This window comes from Dehalococcoidia bacterium (assembly GCA_035310145.1).
Taxonomy (GTDB): Bacteria; Chloroflexota; Dehalococcoidia; order CAUJGQ01; family CAUJGQ01; genus CALFMN01.
Genome location: DATGEL010000078.1, coordinates 66,351 through 80,761 on the forward strand (window position 1 = coordinate 66,351; position 14,411 = coordinate 80,761).

The 14,411-nt window shown below is 68.8% G+C and carries 10 protein-coding genes; 3 read left to right on the forward strand and 7 right to left on the reverse strand.

Annotation, left to right across the window (positions count from 1 at the left end; genetic code table 11):
* Nucleotides 1-131 precede the first annotated feature (131 nt).
* Nucleotides 132-3,773, forward strand: a complete 3,642-nt coding sequence (gene smc / locus VKV26_14840; protein ID HLZ71176.1) for a chromosome segregation protein SMC — start codon at nucleotides 132-134, stop codon at nucleotides 3,771-3,773.
* 20 nt (nucleotides 3,774-3,793) lie between these two features.
* Here the strand turns inward: smc and rnc are convergent, their stop codons facing one another.
* The 3 genes from rnc to ggt are packed head-to-tail and all read right to left on the reverse strand — an operon-like array spanning nucleotide 3,794 to nucleotide 6,798.
* A complete protein-coding gene (gene rnc / locus VKV26_14845) occupies nucleotides 3,794-4,531 on the reverse strand; it encodes a ribonuclease III (protein ID HLZ71177.1) in 738 nt (245 codons plus the stop codon).
* On the reverse strand, nucleotides 4,528-5,154 hold the full coding sequence (locus tag VKV26_14850; protein HLZ71178.1) for a hypothetical protein: 627 nt from the start codon (nucleotides 5,152-5,154) through the stop codon (nucleotides 4,528-4,530). Before VKV26_14850 ends, rnc begins: the two co-directional genes overlap by 4 nt.
* Nucleotides 5,155-5,187: 33 nt before the next feature.
* Nucleotides 5,188-6,798, reverse strand: a complete 1,611-nt coding sequence (gene ggt, locus VKV26_14855; GenBank protein ID HLZ71179.1) for a gamma-glutamyltransferase — start codon at nucleotides 6,796-6,798, stop codon at nucleotides 5,188-5,190.
* A gap of 394 nt (nucleotides 6,799-7,192) precedes the next feature.
* Between ggt and VKV26_14860 the strand changes: the two genes are divergently transcribed.
* Nucleotides 7,193-7,756: a class F sortase gene (locus VKV26_14860; protein ID HLZ71180.1), complete on the forward strand. Its 564-nt coding sequence runs from the start codon at nucleotides 7,193-7,195 to the stop codon at nucleotides 7,754-7,756.
* 259 nt (nucleotides 7,757-8,015) lie between these two features.
* Here the strand turns inward: VKV26_14860 and VKV26_14865 are convergent, their stop codons facing one another.
* The 4 genes from VKV26_14865 to VKV26_14880 form a co-directional block, all read right to left on the reverse strand.
* Nucleotides 8,016-9,749 (reverse strand): ABC transporter substrate-binding protein, encoded by a 1,734-nt coding sequence (locus tag VKV26_14865; GenBank protein HLZ71181.1) that lies wholly within the window; start codon nucleotides 9,747-9,749, stop codon nucleotides 8,016-8,018.
* Nucleotides 9,750-9,882: 133 nt separating this feature from the next.
* Nucleotides 9,883-10,788 (reverse strand): ABC transporter permease, encoded by a 906-nt coding sequence (locus VKV26_14870; protein HLZ71182.1) that lies wholly within the window; start codon nucleotides 10,786-10,788, stop codon nucleotides 9,883-9,885.
* Nucleotides 10,775-11,734: an ABC transporter permease gene (locus VKV26_14875; protein HLZ71183.1), complete on the reverse strand. Its 960-nt coding sequence runs from the start codon at nucleotides 11,732-11,734 to the stop codon at nucleotides 10,775-10,777. Before VKV26_14875 ends, VKV26_14870 begins: the two co-directional genes overlap by 14 nt.
* 51 nt (nucleotides 11,735-11,785) lie before the next feature.
* A complete protein-coding gene (locus tag VKV26_14880) occupies nucleotides 11,786-13,459 on the reverse strand; it encodes an ABC transporter substrate-binding protein (protein HLZ71184.1) in 1,674 nt (557 codons plus the stop codon).
* Between the two features lie 124 nt (nucleotides 13,460-13,583).
* On the opposite strand from VKV26_14880, the gene VKV26_14885 reads away from it, so the two are divergent.
* Nucleotides 13,584-14,381 (forward strand): FadR/GntR family transcriptional regulator, encoded by a 798-nt coding sequence (locus VKV26_14885; protein HLZ71185.1) that lies wholly within the window; start codon nucleotides 13,584-13,586, stop codon nucleotides 14,379-14,381.
* Nucleotides 14,382-14,411 lie beyond the last annotated feature (30 nt).

Sequence of the window (14,411 nt, forward strand, 5' to 3'; positions counted from 1 at the left end):
CGCGGAATCGCGCCAGCGCGTCGATCATAACAAGCGCCGCGCCGCTGCCACAACGCGAGTGGCCGGGCTATCCCCGGCTTCCCCTGTTATGCTATAACAGATCGAGCCGGTGGACGCCGTGGGAGCGACGGGTGTATCTCAAGCGCCTCGAGATCCAGGGCTTTAAGAGCTTCGCCGCGAAAACGGCGTTTGAGTTCGGCCCCGGCGTGACCGCGATCGTCGGACCGAACGGCAGCGGCAAGAGCAATCTGGCCGACGCCCTGCGCTGGGTGCTGGGCGAGCAAAACCCGCGCGTGCTGCGCTCCCGCAAGGCCGAAGAGGTGATCTTCGCCGGCGATCGCCGGCGTCCGCCCGCCGGCGTCGCGGAGGTCAGCATCGTCCTTGACAACGGCGATGGCTGGCTGCCGCTCGACTTTGAGGAGGTATCCGTCGCCCGCCGGCTGCACCGCTCGGGTGAGAGCGAGTACCTGATCAACCGTGCCCGCGTGCGGTTGAAGGACGTGGCGGACCTGTTCGAGCGCGCCCGGGTCGGCCAGAACAGCTACGCGATCATGGGCCAGGGCCTGGTCGACCAGGTGCTCTACCTGCGGCCGGAGGAGCGGCGCGCCCTGATCGAAGAGGCCGCGGACGTGCGTGGACACCGCACGAAGATCGTCGATGCGGTGGACCGGCTGAACGCCACGCGGGAGAACCTCGACCGGGTGGACCTGCTGATCGGCGAGATCGCGCCGCGCCTGGCGCAGCTCGAGGCGCAGGCACGCCAGGCCGGCGACTACGCGCGCTTGACCGAGCAGCTGGGCGCAGCGCTGCAGGCGTTCTACGCCCTGCAATGGTCGGAACGGGAGAGCGGCCTGGACGCGGCGCGCCGGCTCTACGAAGAGCGCATGCACGCGGTGGTGCAGGCTCAGGCAACGGTCGAGCGGCTGGCCGGCGAAGCGGCGGAGATCGGCGCCGAGCTTGCCGGCGAACGCGAACGCGCCGCCGCGGGCGAGCAGACGTTGCGCGAGCTGGACGATCGCATGCGCCGGGAGGAGCAGCGACTTGCCCTGCTGGCAGAGCGGCGATCGTTGATCGCACAACGGATCGAGGAGATCACGCTCGACATTGCCGGCCTGCGACACCAGCAGGCCGACTTCGCCGACGACACGTCGGTCGCTGAGACGCTTCCCGGCGCCGAGGAGGCCGAAGCCGAGCTGCAGCGCGTCGAGACCGAACTGCAGGCCGCGCGGGCGGAGCACGAGACCGCGCTGCGTGAACAGTCCGCGGCGGACGACGCGCTGCGCCAGGCACGAGCGCAGAGCAGCGCGGCCGACGACCGGTCGAGCCGGCTGGAGCGTGAACTTCGCGGGCTCGAACGAGAGCAGGCGGACCAGGCCGGACGGCGCAACGGGCTGCTGGCACGGCTGCGTAAGCAGGGCGCCGACAGCTTGCAGTACGCGCGCCGGCAGTTCGAAGCGGCACAGCGCCACGCCGCGGCGGCTGAAGCGTACGCGCTGGCGCGGGCAGAGGCGGTGGCCGGAAGCGAGGCGCGGGCTGCGGCGGATCGGGACCGTACGAATATCGCCCACGAGCGCGAAGCGCTTGAGGCACGGCTGGAGTTGCTGGCCCGCCTGCGCGACGATGCGCGGGGCGGCGATGCGGCGCTGCGACTGCTGGTGGACGCCGCCCAGAGCAGCGGTCCCGACGCCCCGCCCAGGCTGCTCGCGGTGTTCGCCGACCTCTTGCGCGTGCAGCGCGGTTGCGAGACGGCGATCGAAGCGGCCCTCGGCGATCAGCTCTCAGCCGTGCTCGTTCCCGAGGCGGTCGACGCCCGCGCCGCGGTGCAGGCGCTGCTGACCGGGCAAAGCGGCCGGGCAACGGTGCTGGCGCTGACAGCGCTGCGGCCGTCTCGTCCCGTGAACCTGAGTGGCGAGCGCGGTGTCGTCGGCGTGGCCTCGCGCCTGGTCAAGTGCGACGGGCGCTACCGCGACGTGGTCGACACGCTGCTCGGTCGAGTGATCGTGGTCGAGGACGACGCGGCGGCCGAGCGCATGTTGCCGCGCGGACTCGGTACGGTGGTGACGCTCGAAGGCACGCTCTACCGTTCCAGCGGGGCGATCAGTGCGGGCAAGGCTGGGGTTGGCGGACTCGCCCTCGCCTATCAGCAGGAGCTGGACGAGCTGCCGGGCCGTATGGCTGCACTGCGCGTGCTCGAAGCCGCGAAGACGCGCGAGGCCGAGCAGACAGCCGCGGACGCCGATGCGGCCGAGGGGCGCGCTCGAGCGATCGAGGCGCAACTTCGTACGGCCGAACACGAGCAGCGCGCCGCCACGGAAGGGCTGGCGAGGGCGAAGGCCGCGATCGCAGCCCTGAAGGGTGAAGCCGGCTTTCTGCGCGGCGCCGGCGCCGGCTTCGCCGACCGTCGCCTACGGCTGCGCGACGATCTCACGGCGGCGAACGCCGAGCGTGGCCGCCTCTTGCAGCAGTTTCGCGCTGCGCAGCAGCTCGCTGAACAGGCGCGGCGCCGGGCCGAGACGTGGCGCGGGCCGGTCAACGATCTGCGCGGACGGCTAGCCGCGGCGATCGGCGCCCGCCAGGCGCTGGCGCAGCAACAGGCGGCGCTGCAACGCTTGCGAGACGGCCGGCGGGCAGCCGCCGAGCGCACGGTGGAGGCGATCTCCTCCCGCACGGTGGACCTGGATCGCCGCCAGGCCGAGCTTCAGTCGGTGGAGAGCGACGAACGCGAAACCGCCGCAAGCGTCTCGCAGGCGCGAGCCGAGCTGGCCGACGCTCGCGCCGCGTTGCAGCCGCTCCGCGAGCGCGTGACATCGCTGGCCGCGCGCGAACGCGAGCTGAGCGAGGCCCATCTGGGCGGCCGGACGACGTTGATCGAACACGAGCGGGCGGCGATCGAGGCCGAGGCGGCCGTCAGCCGGCGCGGCCAGGCGATCGAACGGTTGCGCGAGGAGCTGGAGGCCGAGGGGCTGGAGCCCCCGCACGCTGAAGGCGCCGTGGCCGCGGCCGCGGCGCTTGCGGCGCGCGTACTGAGCAGCACGGCAGGCGGCGCCGAGCCCCTGCCCCCATTCGCCGCCGCCGAGTCGCAGGCAGCCACGCAGGCGACGATCGAGCGATTGCAGAGTCGCGTGCGCTCGCTGCGCGGCAAGATCCGCCAGCTCGGACCGGTGAACGCGCAGGCGGAGGCCGACTACGAGGAGGCGCGCGAGCGGCACGCATTCCTCAGCTCGCAGGTCGCCGATCTCCGCGTGGCCGAACAGGACGTGCAGGTGGCGCTGGAAGAGCTGCGCCGCGTCGTGCGCGAGCGCTTCCGCGAGTCGTTCCACGCGATCAACGCCGACTTCGGCCGCTACTTCAAGACCTTCTTCGGGGGCGGCAATGCCCGCCTCGCGCTCACCGAGCCCGAGGACTACGGGGAGAGCGGCGTCGACATCCTCGCCCAGCCGCCGGGCAAGCGGCAGCAGCATCTGCAACTGCTGAGCGGCGGCGAACGCTCGCTGGCCGCCGTGGCGCTGCTCTTCGCCCTGCTTGAGACGAATCCCGCCCCGTTCTGCGTTCTGGATGAAGTCGATGCCGCGCTGGACGAGGCCAACGTCGGCCGCTTCAGCGAGACGCTGGCCACGCTGGCGCAACAAACGCAGTTCGTGCTGATCACGCACAACCGCGGCACCGTGCAGGCCGCCAGCGCGATCTACGGCATCACGATGAGCGGCGACGGCGTCTCGACGGTGCTCTCCATGCGCCTCGACGACTCCGCACCGGCCTCCGCCGAAGGGTGACCCTTCCGAACGCTCGCGGTTTAGGCCGAACCGGAGAGCGCGGCCAGCGCCATCTCGGCGGCGGCGCGCTCCGCGCTGCGCTTGCTGCTGCCGGCGCCGCTGCCGAGCACCCGCTCGCCGAGTGAAACCTCGACGCGGAAGCGGCGCGCGTGGTCCGGCCCTTCGATCCCGGCCACACGGTAGACCGGGGTCTGGCTCCAGCGCGCCTGGCAGCGCACCTGCAAGGCCGATTTGGGATCGCCGGCGGGTTCGCCAGACGCAAGCGCCACGAACTCCGGCGCGAGGGTGCGGCGGATGAACGCCTCGGCCGCCGTCAGCCCACCGTCTTCCACCAGGGCGCCGATCACGGCCTCGAAGGCACGGGCAAGGTTCTGTGGCCGCCCGCGCCCGCCTGTCTGCTCCTCACCGCGCCCGAGCCGCAGCAGCTCGCTCAGTTCCAGGCGCTTCGCCACGGTGGCCAGCGTCTCGCCATTGACCAGTTGCGCTCGGAGTGACGTGAGCTGGCCCTCGCTCGCCTCCGGGAAGCGCCGGTAGAGATCGCGGGCCACGACGAAGCCCAGCACCGCGTCACCCAAAAACTCGAGCCGCTCGTTCGAGTCGGTCGCCGGCTGGCCGGTCTCGTTCAGCAGGGAGCGGTGCACAAACGCGCGTTGCAGCAACTCTGGCCGGCGGAAGCGCAGGGCCAACCGCTGCTCAGCCGCTGTCGGTGCCTCGGCCGGGTCAGCGCGGGTTTGCGCGGCGCGCAGCTGACGGCTCATTGGCCGTAACAGCGCAGGTCAGACGGCCCGACCTCCTGGCCGCGCAGGAAGGCGATGTGCGTGGTCCAGACGCCGAGCGCCTTGCCTCCCAGTGGTCCATTGAGCTTCACATAGACGTTGTCGACTTCGTTTGGCGTGATGTCGCGCCAGACATCGAGATCGAGCGCGGCGCCCGCCGCCTGCTGCACGAAGAACGTGCCGGTGCTCGCCACCTGGAACGCCGCGCCGCCCTTCTCGAACGTGACCGGGTTCAGCGCGACGGTTCCGTCGCGCACACGCGCTTCGAACACGCGTAGCAGGCCATCCTGGTCGCCCACCAGCCGCTGGAACTCGACCGAACCCTGGTAGATCACTTCGTTCTGGTCGTAGTACGTGGTGTGGCCGGGCGTGACTTCGAGCACAGCGCCGCCGTCCAGCAGCAGCCAGCGCCAGTCCGTTTCGCGGCTGTTCAGGTGCTCCGCGCATTCGAGCGCGCTTTGTACCAGGCGGTCGTCACCGTTCCAGAGCATGATCGCATCGCCGGGCTTCAGTGTCTGCGGGGTCGACTCGACCGGCGCGGGCTGGCCGTGCTCCTTGCGCTGCTGCCACATCCGTTCCCAGCGACCCAGGATGCCCTCTGCCATGCGCTTCTTGCTCCCGCCGCCACCGCGGCCCGCTCATAGTCCCGCGACGCTGCCTTCGCCCCGCAGATCCGAGGCGCCTAGCCGGGCGCCGCTCTCTGCATCGATCTGGATCGCCGTCACCCTCCCCATCAGCCCGTCCCAGGCGCCAATCTGGCGGACGCGATGGCCGCGCTGCTCCAACTCCGCGGACACGCGCTCGTCGTAGCGGCTCTCCAGCGTCACTTCGAGGCCGGCGCTGTGGCCCCAGCGCGGCAGATCGACTGCGGTCTGCAGATCGAAGCCGCCGTCGACCACGGCGCTGATGATCTGCATGTTCGTCTGCACCTGCTGCATGCCGCCGGGCGTGCCGCCGAACAGGAACGGCCGGCCGTCGCGAGTGACCAGGTAGTTGTTGAGCGTGTGCACCGGCCGCTTGCCGGGCTCGACGGCGTTGGCGTGCCCCGGCTCGATCGAGAAGCTGCACATGCGATCGTTGAGCAGCACGCCGGTGCCCTCGACTACCAGCCCGCTGCCCCAGGGATGGAAGACGCTCTGGATCGCGGCTACCGCGTTGCCAGCGGCGTCGCACACGGCGAAGCTCGTGGTTTCGTGCACCGCCTCGCGCAGGCGGCCGGCCTCCGGCTGGGCAGCGGCCCGCCGGGGGTCGATGCGGGCGCGGCGCTCGGCAATGAAATCCGGTTCAAGCAGGCGCTGCACCTCGAAGCCAGAGCGGCGCGGGTCGCCGGCGTGCGCGATGCGATCGGCAAAGGCCAGTTTCTTCGCCTCGACCATCAGGTGCATCACGTCCGGCTCGTTCGGCGAGCGGCCGGAAAGGTCGAAACCTTCCAGCAGCAGCAGTTCTTCCAGCAGGATGTGCCCCTGCGTCACCGGCGGCTGCTCGTAGACCGTCAGGCCGCGGTAGGCGCACGAGATCGGCCGTGCAGTCTCTGTCTCATGCTCGGCAAGGTCGGATGCCGCGAAATAGCCGCCCTGCTCGCGCGACACGCGAAGCAACGCCTCGGCGAAGGGGCCGTGGTAGAATGCCGCGCTGCCGCCCTCAGCGATCTGTTGCAGCGTGCGGGCCAGGTCCGGCTGGCGCAGGATCTCGCCCGCCCGCGGCTGCCGGCCGTGCGGCAGGAAGGCCGCTACGCTGGCCGGGAACTGGCGCAGCACCGGCTCGAACTCGGCCGTCTGTTGCGCCAGGCGCAGCGAGACCGGGAAACCATCCTCCGCTGCCGCTATGGCAGGCTGCAGCAGCCGGGCGCGGGGCAGCTTGCCGAAACGCGTGTGAGCCGCCAGCACGCCGTCCACGAAGCCCGGCACGGCCACGCTGCGGATACCGCGCTCGGGAATGCCGCCGGCGTACTCGGCCAGCGTGGCGCCGGCCGGCGCGACGCCGCTGCCGTTGATCGCCGTGACTTCGCCCGTCTCGGCGGAGTAGACCAGCCAGAACACGTCGCCGCCGATGTGGCTGCGCGTCGGCTTGAGCACGGTGAGCAGGAAGGCCACGGCCGCCGCCGCATCCACGGCGTTGCCGCCTTCGCGCAGGACGTCGAGGCCGGCCTGCGTGGCCGCCGGATGCGAGCCGGCCACCATCGCCCCGCGAGACATTACCGGCCCCTGCTGCGGCGCCCAACGATTCGCCTGCGCGTTCGCTGTTGTCATCGTTCTGCTCTCCGGCGCGTGCGCCACGCCGCACGCCTGGCTATCGCTACTCTAGTCCACCGCTCGCCCGCTCGCCACGGGCTTTCGGCCCTCATCCTCTCTTCTCCCCTTCTCCCAATCCTGGGAGAAGGAGACGATCCAGCGTCGGGCATTCCGACCGGCTTGCGGTTAACCCGGCGCAGTCCGATTCCAGCGCCGCCCGATCGCCCCTTCTCCCAGGATTGGGAGAAGGGGAAGGGGGTTGAGGGCCGATGGCTTGCAACACTGCCGAACCTAAAGGCGGTAAGTTCTGCAAGATCGCTGTAACTTTGCCGCCGCTTGCGTTAGCATGGGGATCGCAGCGCCCGGTGCGAGCCGCGGCCCTGCCCCCACACTCCTGCCGGAGTTCACTCACGTGGCCCCACTCCGCCGCCTGCTGATCGCGGGCATCTGCGCGCTGCTGGCGCTGGCCTTCGCCCGTTCCGGCGTTGTGCGGCACGCACCGACGGCGCGTGCCCAGGACGAGCCGCCGCCGCCGATGCCGGTCGAGCTGCAGATCCCCGCGGTGCGCATCGACGCGCCGATCTGGCAGGTGGGCGAGGACGACGACGGCGGCATGGACAGCCCGTGGAGCGACACGGCGGTGGGCTGGTTCGCGCCCGGCTTCGTGCCCGGCCAGCCCGGCAACGCCGTGATCGCCGGCCACGTCGACTGGGTGGACCATGCCGCGGTCTTCTACTTCCTCAAGAACCTTTCACCGGGCGACCTGGTCAACGTGGTGATGGACGACGGCAGCGTGCTCAGCTTCGCGGTGGACGAGGTCGACCAGTACGACGACGGCGACACGCCGATGGACCAGATCTTCGGCAACTCGGACCAGGCGCACCTGAACCTGATCACCTGCGGCGGCTACTTCGACCGCTCGACGCGCAACTACGACCACCGCCTCGTCGTCTACACCACCCTCGTGCAGAACTGAGCTTTTGGCCCTCACCCCTGTCCCCTCTCCCAATCCTGGGCGAGGGGGACTCACGCCGATCGATCGGGGCGGAAGGCGGGGCGGCGTTTAGCTCTCGTGACCGAGCAGCGGCGCAGCCGGACGCGCCGCAGGCATCGTCGCCCAGCTCAGCTAACCCGCAGCCCTCCGGAACGCCCGTACCAGGATCGCCCCTCTCCTTCTCCCAGGATTGGGAGAAAGATCAGTGGAATATCACGGGGGTGAGGATGAGGGCCGCGCCTCAGGACTTCCACACCATCTGCATCTGCGTCCAGATCGAGGGACCGAGCTGAAAGTTCTGCACGTTCTTGCGCGTGGTCTGCTGGAACACACCCCACGAGAAGATGACAAAAGGCTGCAGGTCGATCAGCGTCTGCATGATCTGGTGGTAGATCTCGGTGCGGGCCGCCACGTCCAGCGTTTGCTGGCCCTTGTCCAGCAGCGCGTCGAGGTTCGCGTCGCTGATGTGCGAGAGATTGAACCCCGCCTTGGTCTTGAAGAGCTGATAGCAGAAGCCGTCAGGATCCACGGCGCCGTTCCAACCGAGGCCGCCGGCCTGATAGTTGCCCTTGTTGCCATTGTCCACCACCGTGGCGAACTCAATCGGCTGCAGGGTCATGTTGAGTCCGGCGGGACTCATCTGGTCCTTCATCAGCTCAAACGTCTGCTGCAGCAAAGGCGAGGCGTTCGAGTACTGGATCGTGAAGTCTACGCTGCTCTTGCCGGCCTGTTGCAGCAGGCTCTTCGCCTTGGCGATGTCCTGCTTCAGGTACGGTCCCTGGATACTGCCGAACAGCGTACCGGGAATCTCCGTATCCGCTGGCACGACCGTACCGAAGTTAACGGTGTCGGCGACGGCTTGCCGATCGATGGAGTAGGAGAGCGCCTGGCGCACGCGCTTGTCCTGGAATGGATCCTTCTCAACCTCCAGCATGATAAAGCTGAAGCTGAGACCCGGAATCTGCTTGTACACCAGATCAGAATTCGACTGGATCGACTTGAGATCCTTCGGCGGCGGTGACTCGATATAGTCCAGGTCACCGGTCTTCAGGTTCGCCAAGCGCGTGTTCTCGTCGGGAATCGGCTTGAGGATGAGCTTGTCCAAGTACGGGTAGACTGTGCCGGTGTCATCCTTGCGCCAGTAGGTCGGGTTCTTGTCCAGTGTGATCTGGTTGTCGTGCTGCCACGACGTGAACTTGAACGGTCCTGAGCCGGCAGCGGTTAAGTCGTTTGGCAGGTTGGCGCCGAGCTTCTGGAAAGTTGTCGGCGAGTACATGTAGCCAGCACCGCCGGTCAGCTTGGACAAGAACGGCGCGTACGGCGCACCGACGGTGATCTTCAGCGTTGTGGCATCGACCGACTCCATCGCGGTGATAGGCTTGACGTCGGCGTTGCGGACCGATGCCTTATCGTCAATGTGCCGCTGGAAATTCCATTTCACCGCGTCAGCGTTGAAGTCCGTGCCGTCCTGGAACTTGATTCCCGGATGCAGGTGGAACAGATAGGTTGTGTTGTCGGGATTCTCGACCTTGTCGACGGTATTGCCTGCGATCTTGAAGTCGTTCGTGCCGAGGAACAGCGCCTCCACGATCTGCGCCTGCACGTAGCTGCTGTACACATCCTGCGACTTCGCCGCGTCCAGGTTGGTGGCGTCGCGGGAGACGCCGATGTTCAGTGTGCCGCCGGTCTTTACTTTGGCAGCCGCGGCAGCCGTGGCGGAGCTCACGCCGATCGATTGGGCCGTGGGCGGCGCGGCCGGCGAGCCGCTGGGCGTGCCGGCGGCCGTGGTCGCAGCGCTGGTGGCCGGCGCGGCGTTCGTGCTCTTGTTGCCGCCGTTATTGTTGCTGCTGCTGCAGCCCGCCAGCGCCAGCGCCATCAGGCTGGTGGCCGCCGCGCCGCCGCCCAGCGCCCGCCGCCGGCTCACGCGCGACGCCGCGATTCGCTGCCAGTAGTTGTCCTGATCGTACGCGCTCACGGTGTTCGTCCTCCCCCTCCGTGCCGGCGCTCGTGGGCCGGCCGCGGCTCAAGCTTCCGGAGATACATGCCGTCTTGCCGCTGGCACCTCCCGCATCAGAGATTGCGCCCGCATCGCTGCAGGCGCCGGCCGCCTACCGTCCCTTCAGGCGCGGGTCGAGATAGTCGCGCAGGGCGTCGCCCAGGATGTAGTAGGTGAAGACGGTGAGGAAGATCGCCACGCCGGGGCCGATCGCCATCCACATGTTGTTCTGCAGGTAGTCCTTGCCGATCGTGATCATCGCGCCCCAGTCGGGCGTGGGCGGCTGCCCGGCGATGCCGAGGAAGCTCAATGCGGCCAGCGCCAGGATGGCGTTGCCGCCGGCGAGCGACGCCGCCACGATCAGCGGGTTGGCGATGTTCGGCAGGATGTGGCGGAAGATGATGCGCCAGCGCGAGGCGCCGATCACCTCGGCGGCGCGCACGTACTCCAGCTCCTTCGCCTGCAACACCTGGCCGCGCGTCAGGCGGAAGTAGAGCGGTACGCCGAGGATGCCGACGGCGATCATGGCGTGGTTCAGGCCCGGCCCCAGGGCGCTGACAATGGCAATCGCGAGCAGGATGCCGGGAAAGGCGAGCTGCGCGTCGATGTAGCGGGCACAGAGCAGGTCGGCCAGGCCGCCGAAGTAACCGGCCATCAGCCCCATGACGATGCCGACCGCGAGCGAGATGCTCACCGCGATCACGGCCACGCGCATCGAGATCTGCGCGCCCTTGACCACGCGGCTGTAGGTGTCGCGGCCGAGGTTGTCGGTGCCGAGCCAGTGCTTGCCGGACGGACCCAGCAGCAGCGCCTTGGTGTTCGTCTTGATCGGATTGTACGTGGTCAGGGCGTCCGCGAAGATCGCCACCAGCACCAGCAGGATGAAGATCGCGATGAACAGCGAGAGCACGCGGTAGCGCGATACGAAGCGCCAGAGCGAGCGCCGGCTCCGGTTCGCGAGCCCCAGGTCCGCCACAGCGGCCGGGATGGCGGGTGCGCCGCGCTCACTTACGACCATAGCTGATCCTTGGGTCGAGGTAGGCGTAGGCGATATCGACGATCAGGTTGGCGAACATATAGCTGAAGGCCGCGATCAGCACCACGGCCTGCACGATCGGATAGTCGCGCTGGCCGATCGCGTTGACGGCCAGGCGCCCCACGCCGGGCCAGGTGAAGATCGTCTCCGTGATCACCGCCCCTTCCCAGAGGCCGCCGAGCGCCAAACCGACCAGCGTGACCACCGGCAGCAGCGCGTTGCGCATCGCGTGGCGGGCGACGACGACGAACTCGCGCAGACCCTTCGCCCGCGCCGTGCGGATGTAGTCGGTGTAGAGCGCCTCCAGCAGGCTGGAGCGCACGAAGCGCGAGAGCGTGGCCGCGCCCGTCGGCCCGGCGATGGCGCCGACCAGCGCGGGCATCACCAGGTAGCGCAGGTTCTGCGCCGGCGCTTTGGCGAAGGCGACGTAGCCGCCGGGCGAGAAGATGCGCCAGTGCAGGCTGAAGACCAGGATCAGCAGCACGCCGAACACGAAGTTGGGCAGCGAGACGAAGACCAGCGAGAACATCGTGGCGAAGCGGGCGAAGAAGCTGTCGCGCCAGACCGCGGCAACCGTGCCGATCACCACGGCCAGCACCACCGAGGCGGCGAAGCCGGCGAGGCCCAGCTCAAGCGTGGCCGGCAGCCGCTCGGTGATCGCCTTGCGCACCGGCTCGCGGCTGGAGAGGGAGCGGCCGAAGTCCAGGTGCACCAGCCGCCCCAGCCACTTGACGTACTGCACGGGATACGACTGGTCGAGCCCGAGCTCGTGCCGCAGCGCCGTAACGTTCTGCGGCGTCGCTTCCTGGCCGAGAATCACCCGCACCGGGTCGCCCGGCGTGAGACGCACCATGACGAACAGCGCCATCGTCACCAGCAGGGCGACGGGGATCATCGAGAGCACGCGGCGGACGATGTAACCGGTCATCGTGCAGCTATCCTACAGCCTGTCGGACCGCCGTGCGCGGCGGCGCGCCGGTTACTGCGACTTCCAGACGCCCGCATAGCGCTGAATGCCGTCGGCGATCAGCACGAAGCCTTTGACCTTCGGCGTATGCAGCTCGATCACGAGCGGATGATTGATGAAGATCCACGGCGCGTCGTCGGTGACGAGCTTGTTGATCTGCTTGTACAGGCTGTTGCGCTGCTCCTGGTCGTAGCTGGCGCGGGCCTGGTCCAGCAGCATGTCCACCTGGGCGTTGGAATACTGCGGGTCGTTGAAGCCGCCGCCGGTGTGGAAGTGGTTATAGCTGTTGCCGTCCGGGTCGATCCGCCCGCTCCAGCCCAGGATCGAGGCGGTGAACTTGTGGTTCTGCGTGTCGTCCACCAGCTTGGTGAACTCCTCGGGCACGATGTTCACCGTGATGCCGGCGTCCTTCAGCTCGTCCTTGATCAGCTCCGCCAACTGCTGCTGCTGCGGCGAACCGGAGGTGATCAGCATGTCGAAGCTGAAGCCGTTGGGCTTGCCGCCCGAGGCCAGCAGCGCCTTCGCCTTCGCCACGTCATGCGTGTACGGCTTATACGAGGCGTCGTACGGCGGCAGCGGCGGCGAGATCGGCCCGTTTGAGACTACGCCCAGGCCGAAGTACACGGTCTGCAGGATCGCGTCGCGGTCGATCGCGTAGGCGACGGCCTGGCGCAAATCCTTGCTGCTGAACGGCTCCGTCTTCACGTTCAGCTCGATGCCGTTGAACTGTAGGGCCGGCGCGTCCTTGTAGACGAAGGCGCTGTCCTTCTTGACCGCGGCGATGTCCTTTGCCGGCGGGTTGATGGCGATGTCCACGTCGCCCGTCTTCAAATTGTTCAGGCGGTTGTTTTCGTCCGGGATGATCTTGTAAACGAGCTTGTCCAGGTAGGGGAGTTGGTCGCCGTTGGCGTCCTTTTTCCAGTAGTTCGGGTTGCGCTCCAGCGTGACGTGATCGTCCTGCAGCCACTCGACGAAGCGGAAGGGCCCCGTGCCCGCGCCGACCGGGGCCGTAGACAGGCTGTCGCCTTCCTTCTGGATCGCCGTGGGCGAGAGCATCATGCCGGCGCGGTCGACCAGCGTGGCCAGCAGCGGCGCGAACGGCTGCGTCAGGTTGAATTTGACGGTGTACTTGTCGACCACGTCCACGGAAGCGACGCTGGCGATCTCGCTGTGCCGCGGCGAGCTGGCGGTGTTAAGGATGCGGTCGATGTTGAATTTCACGGCCGTCGCGTCAAAGTCGGTGCCGTCCTGGAATTTCACGCCCTGGTGCAGCTTGAAGACGATCGCCTTCGGATCGCTCGTATCCCAGCTGTCGGCAAGGCCGGGCTGGATCTTGAGGTCCGGCCCGATCGAGACGAGCGAATCGTAGAGCTGGTAGTGAATTTGACGATCCACCAGCAGCGTCGACTTGATCGGGTCGAGGTTCTTCATGTTGGAATCGATCGCGACCGTGAGCGTGCCGCCGCGCGTCGGCTTTACCGCCGCGGCGCTGGCCGCGGGCGCGGCGGCGGTCGCCGCCGCCGCCGTGGCACTGCCGGCAGCAGGCGCGGCCGCCGTAGCGGCGGAGGAGGGGGCCGCGGCCGGCGCCTGCGTGGGCGCCTTGCCGCTGTTGTTATTGCCGCCGCCGCACGCGGCGAACAGCGCCGCCGCCGCGAGAGCCAGGCAAAGCGCGCGCACATTCCTCACCACAGCCCCTCCTGTCGCGTCGTGCTATACTGAGGCTCCAGCGCGGTGGTCTGCTGGTCTGACAACAGTAGCGCGCGATGCCGCCCCACGCAAGCGCGAGACTGTGTGCGCGACGGAGGAGCTGATGCCGGCGGGCGAGACGGAGATGCTGCTTGCCGCTCGTGGCAACCGTGGCCGGCCGGCGGGCGACGCGGCCAGCCTCGGGCCCGTGCGCCGCACGAACCTCTCGGCGGCGATCGCCGACCGCATCGCCGAGAGCATCGCGCAGGGCAAGCTGCCCGCCGGCAGCCGCCTGCAGTCCGAGCGCGAGCTGAGCGACCTGTTCGGCGTCGGCCGCTCCTCGATCCGCGAGGCGATCAAGACGCTCGAGAGCCGCGGCCTGGTGGAAGGCCGCCAGGGCGAAGGCCGCTTCGTCCGCGCCCAGGATCTCGCCGGGCTGGTCCGCCCGCCGGCGGGACCGCTTTCGGTGAGCGAACGCGAAGTGGCGCAGCTCTACGAGGCGCGGCGCATCATCGAGCCGGGAATGGCGGCGCTGGCGGCCGAGCGCGGCGGGCGGCGCGATCTCGCGGCCGCGCGGCGGCTGCTCGAGCGGCACGAGGAGCGCGTGAACGCCGGCAGCTACGGCGGCGCCGAGGACACGGCCTTTCACCTCAAGGTCGCCGCGATGGCCGAGAACCCCCTGCTTGCGCGGCTGCTGGAGGCCGTCTTGCAGGCGCTGCACGCGATTCGCGAGCCGGCGTTGCGTTCAACGCCCTCGATCAAACTCTCGCTCGCCGGCCACTGGCGCGTTCTGGAAGCGCTGGAGGCGCACGACCCCGACGCGGCCCAAAACGCCGCGCTCGCGCACCTCGACCGTGCTCGGCGGCTGGCCCTCGATGTAGTGCGTGCCAGCGACGGAACGGCCGAGGGTCCATCGGAATAGCCGGCGCTGGCCCGTCTCCACATCGCCCTG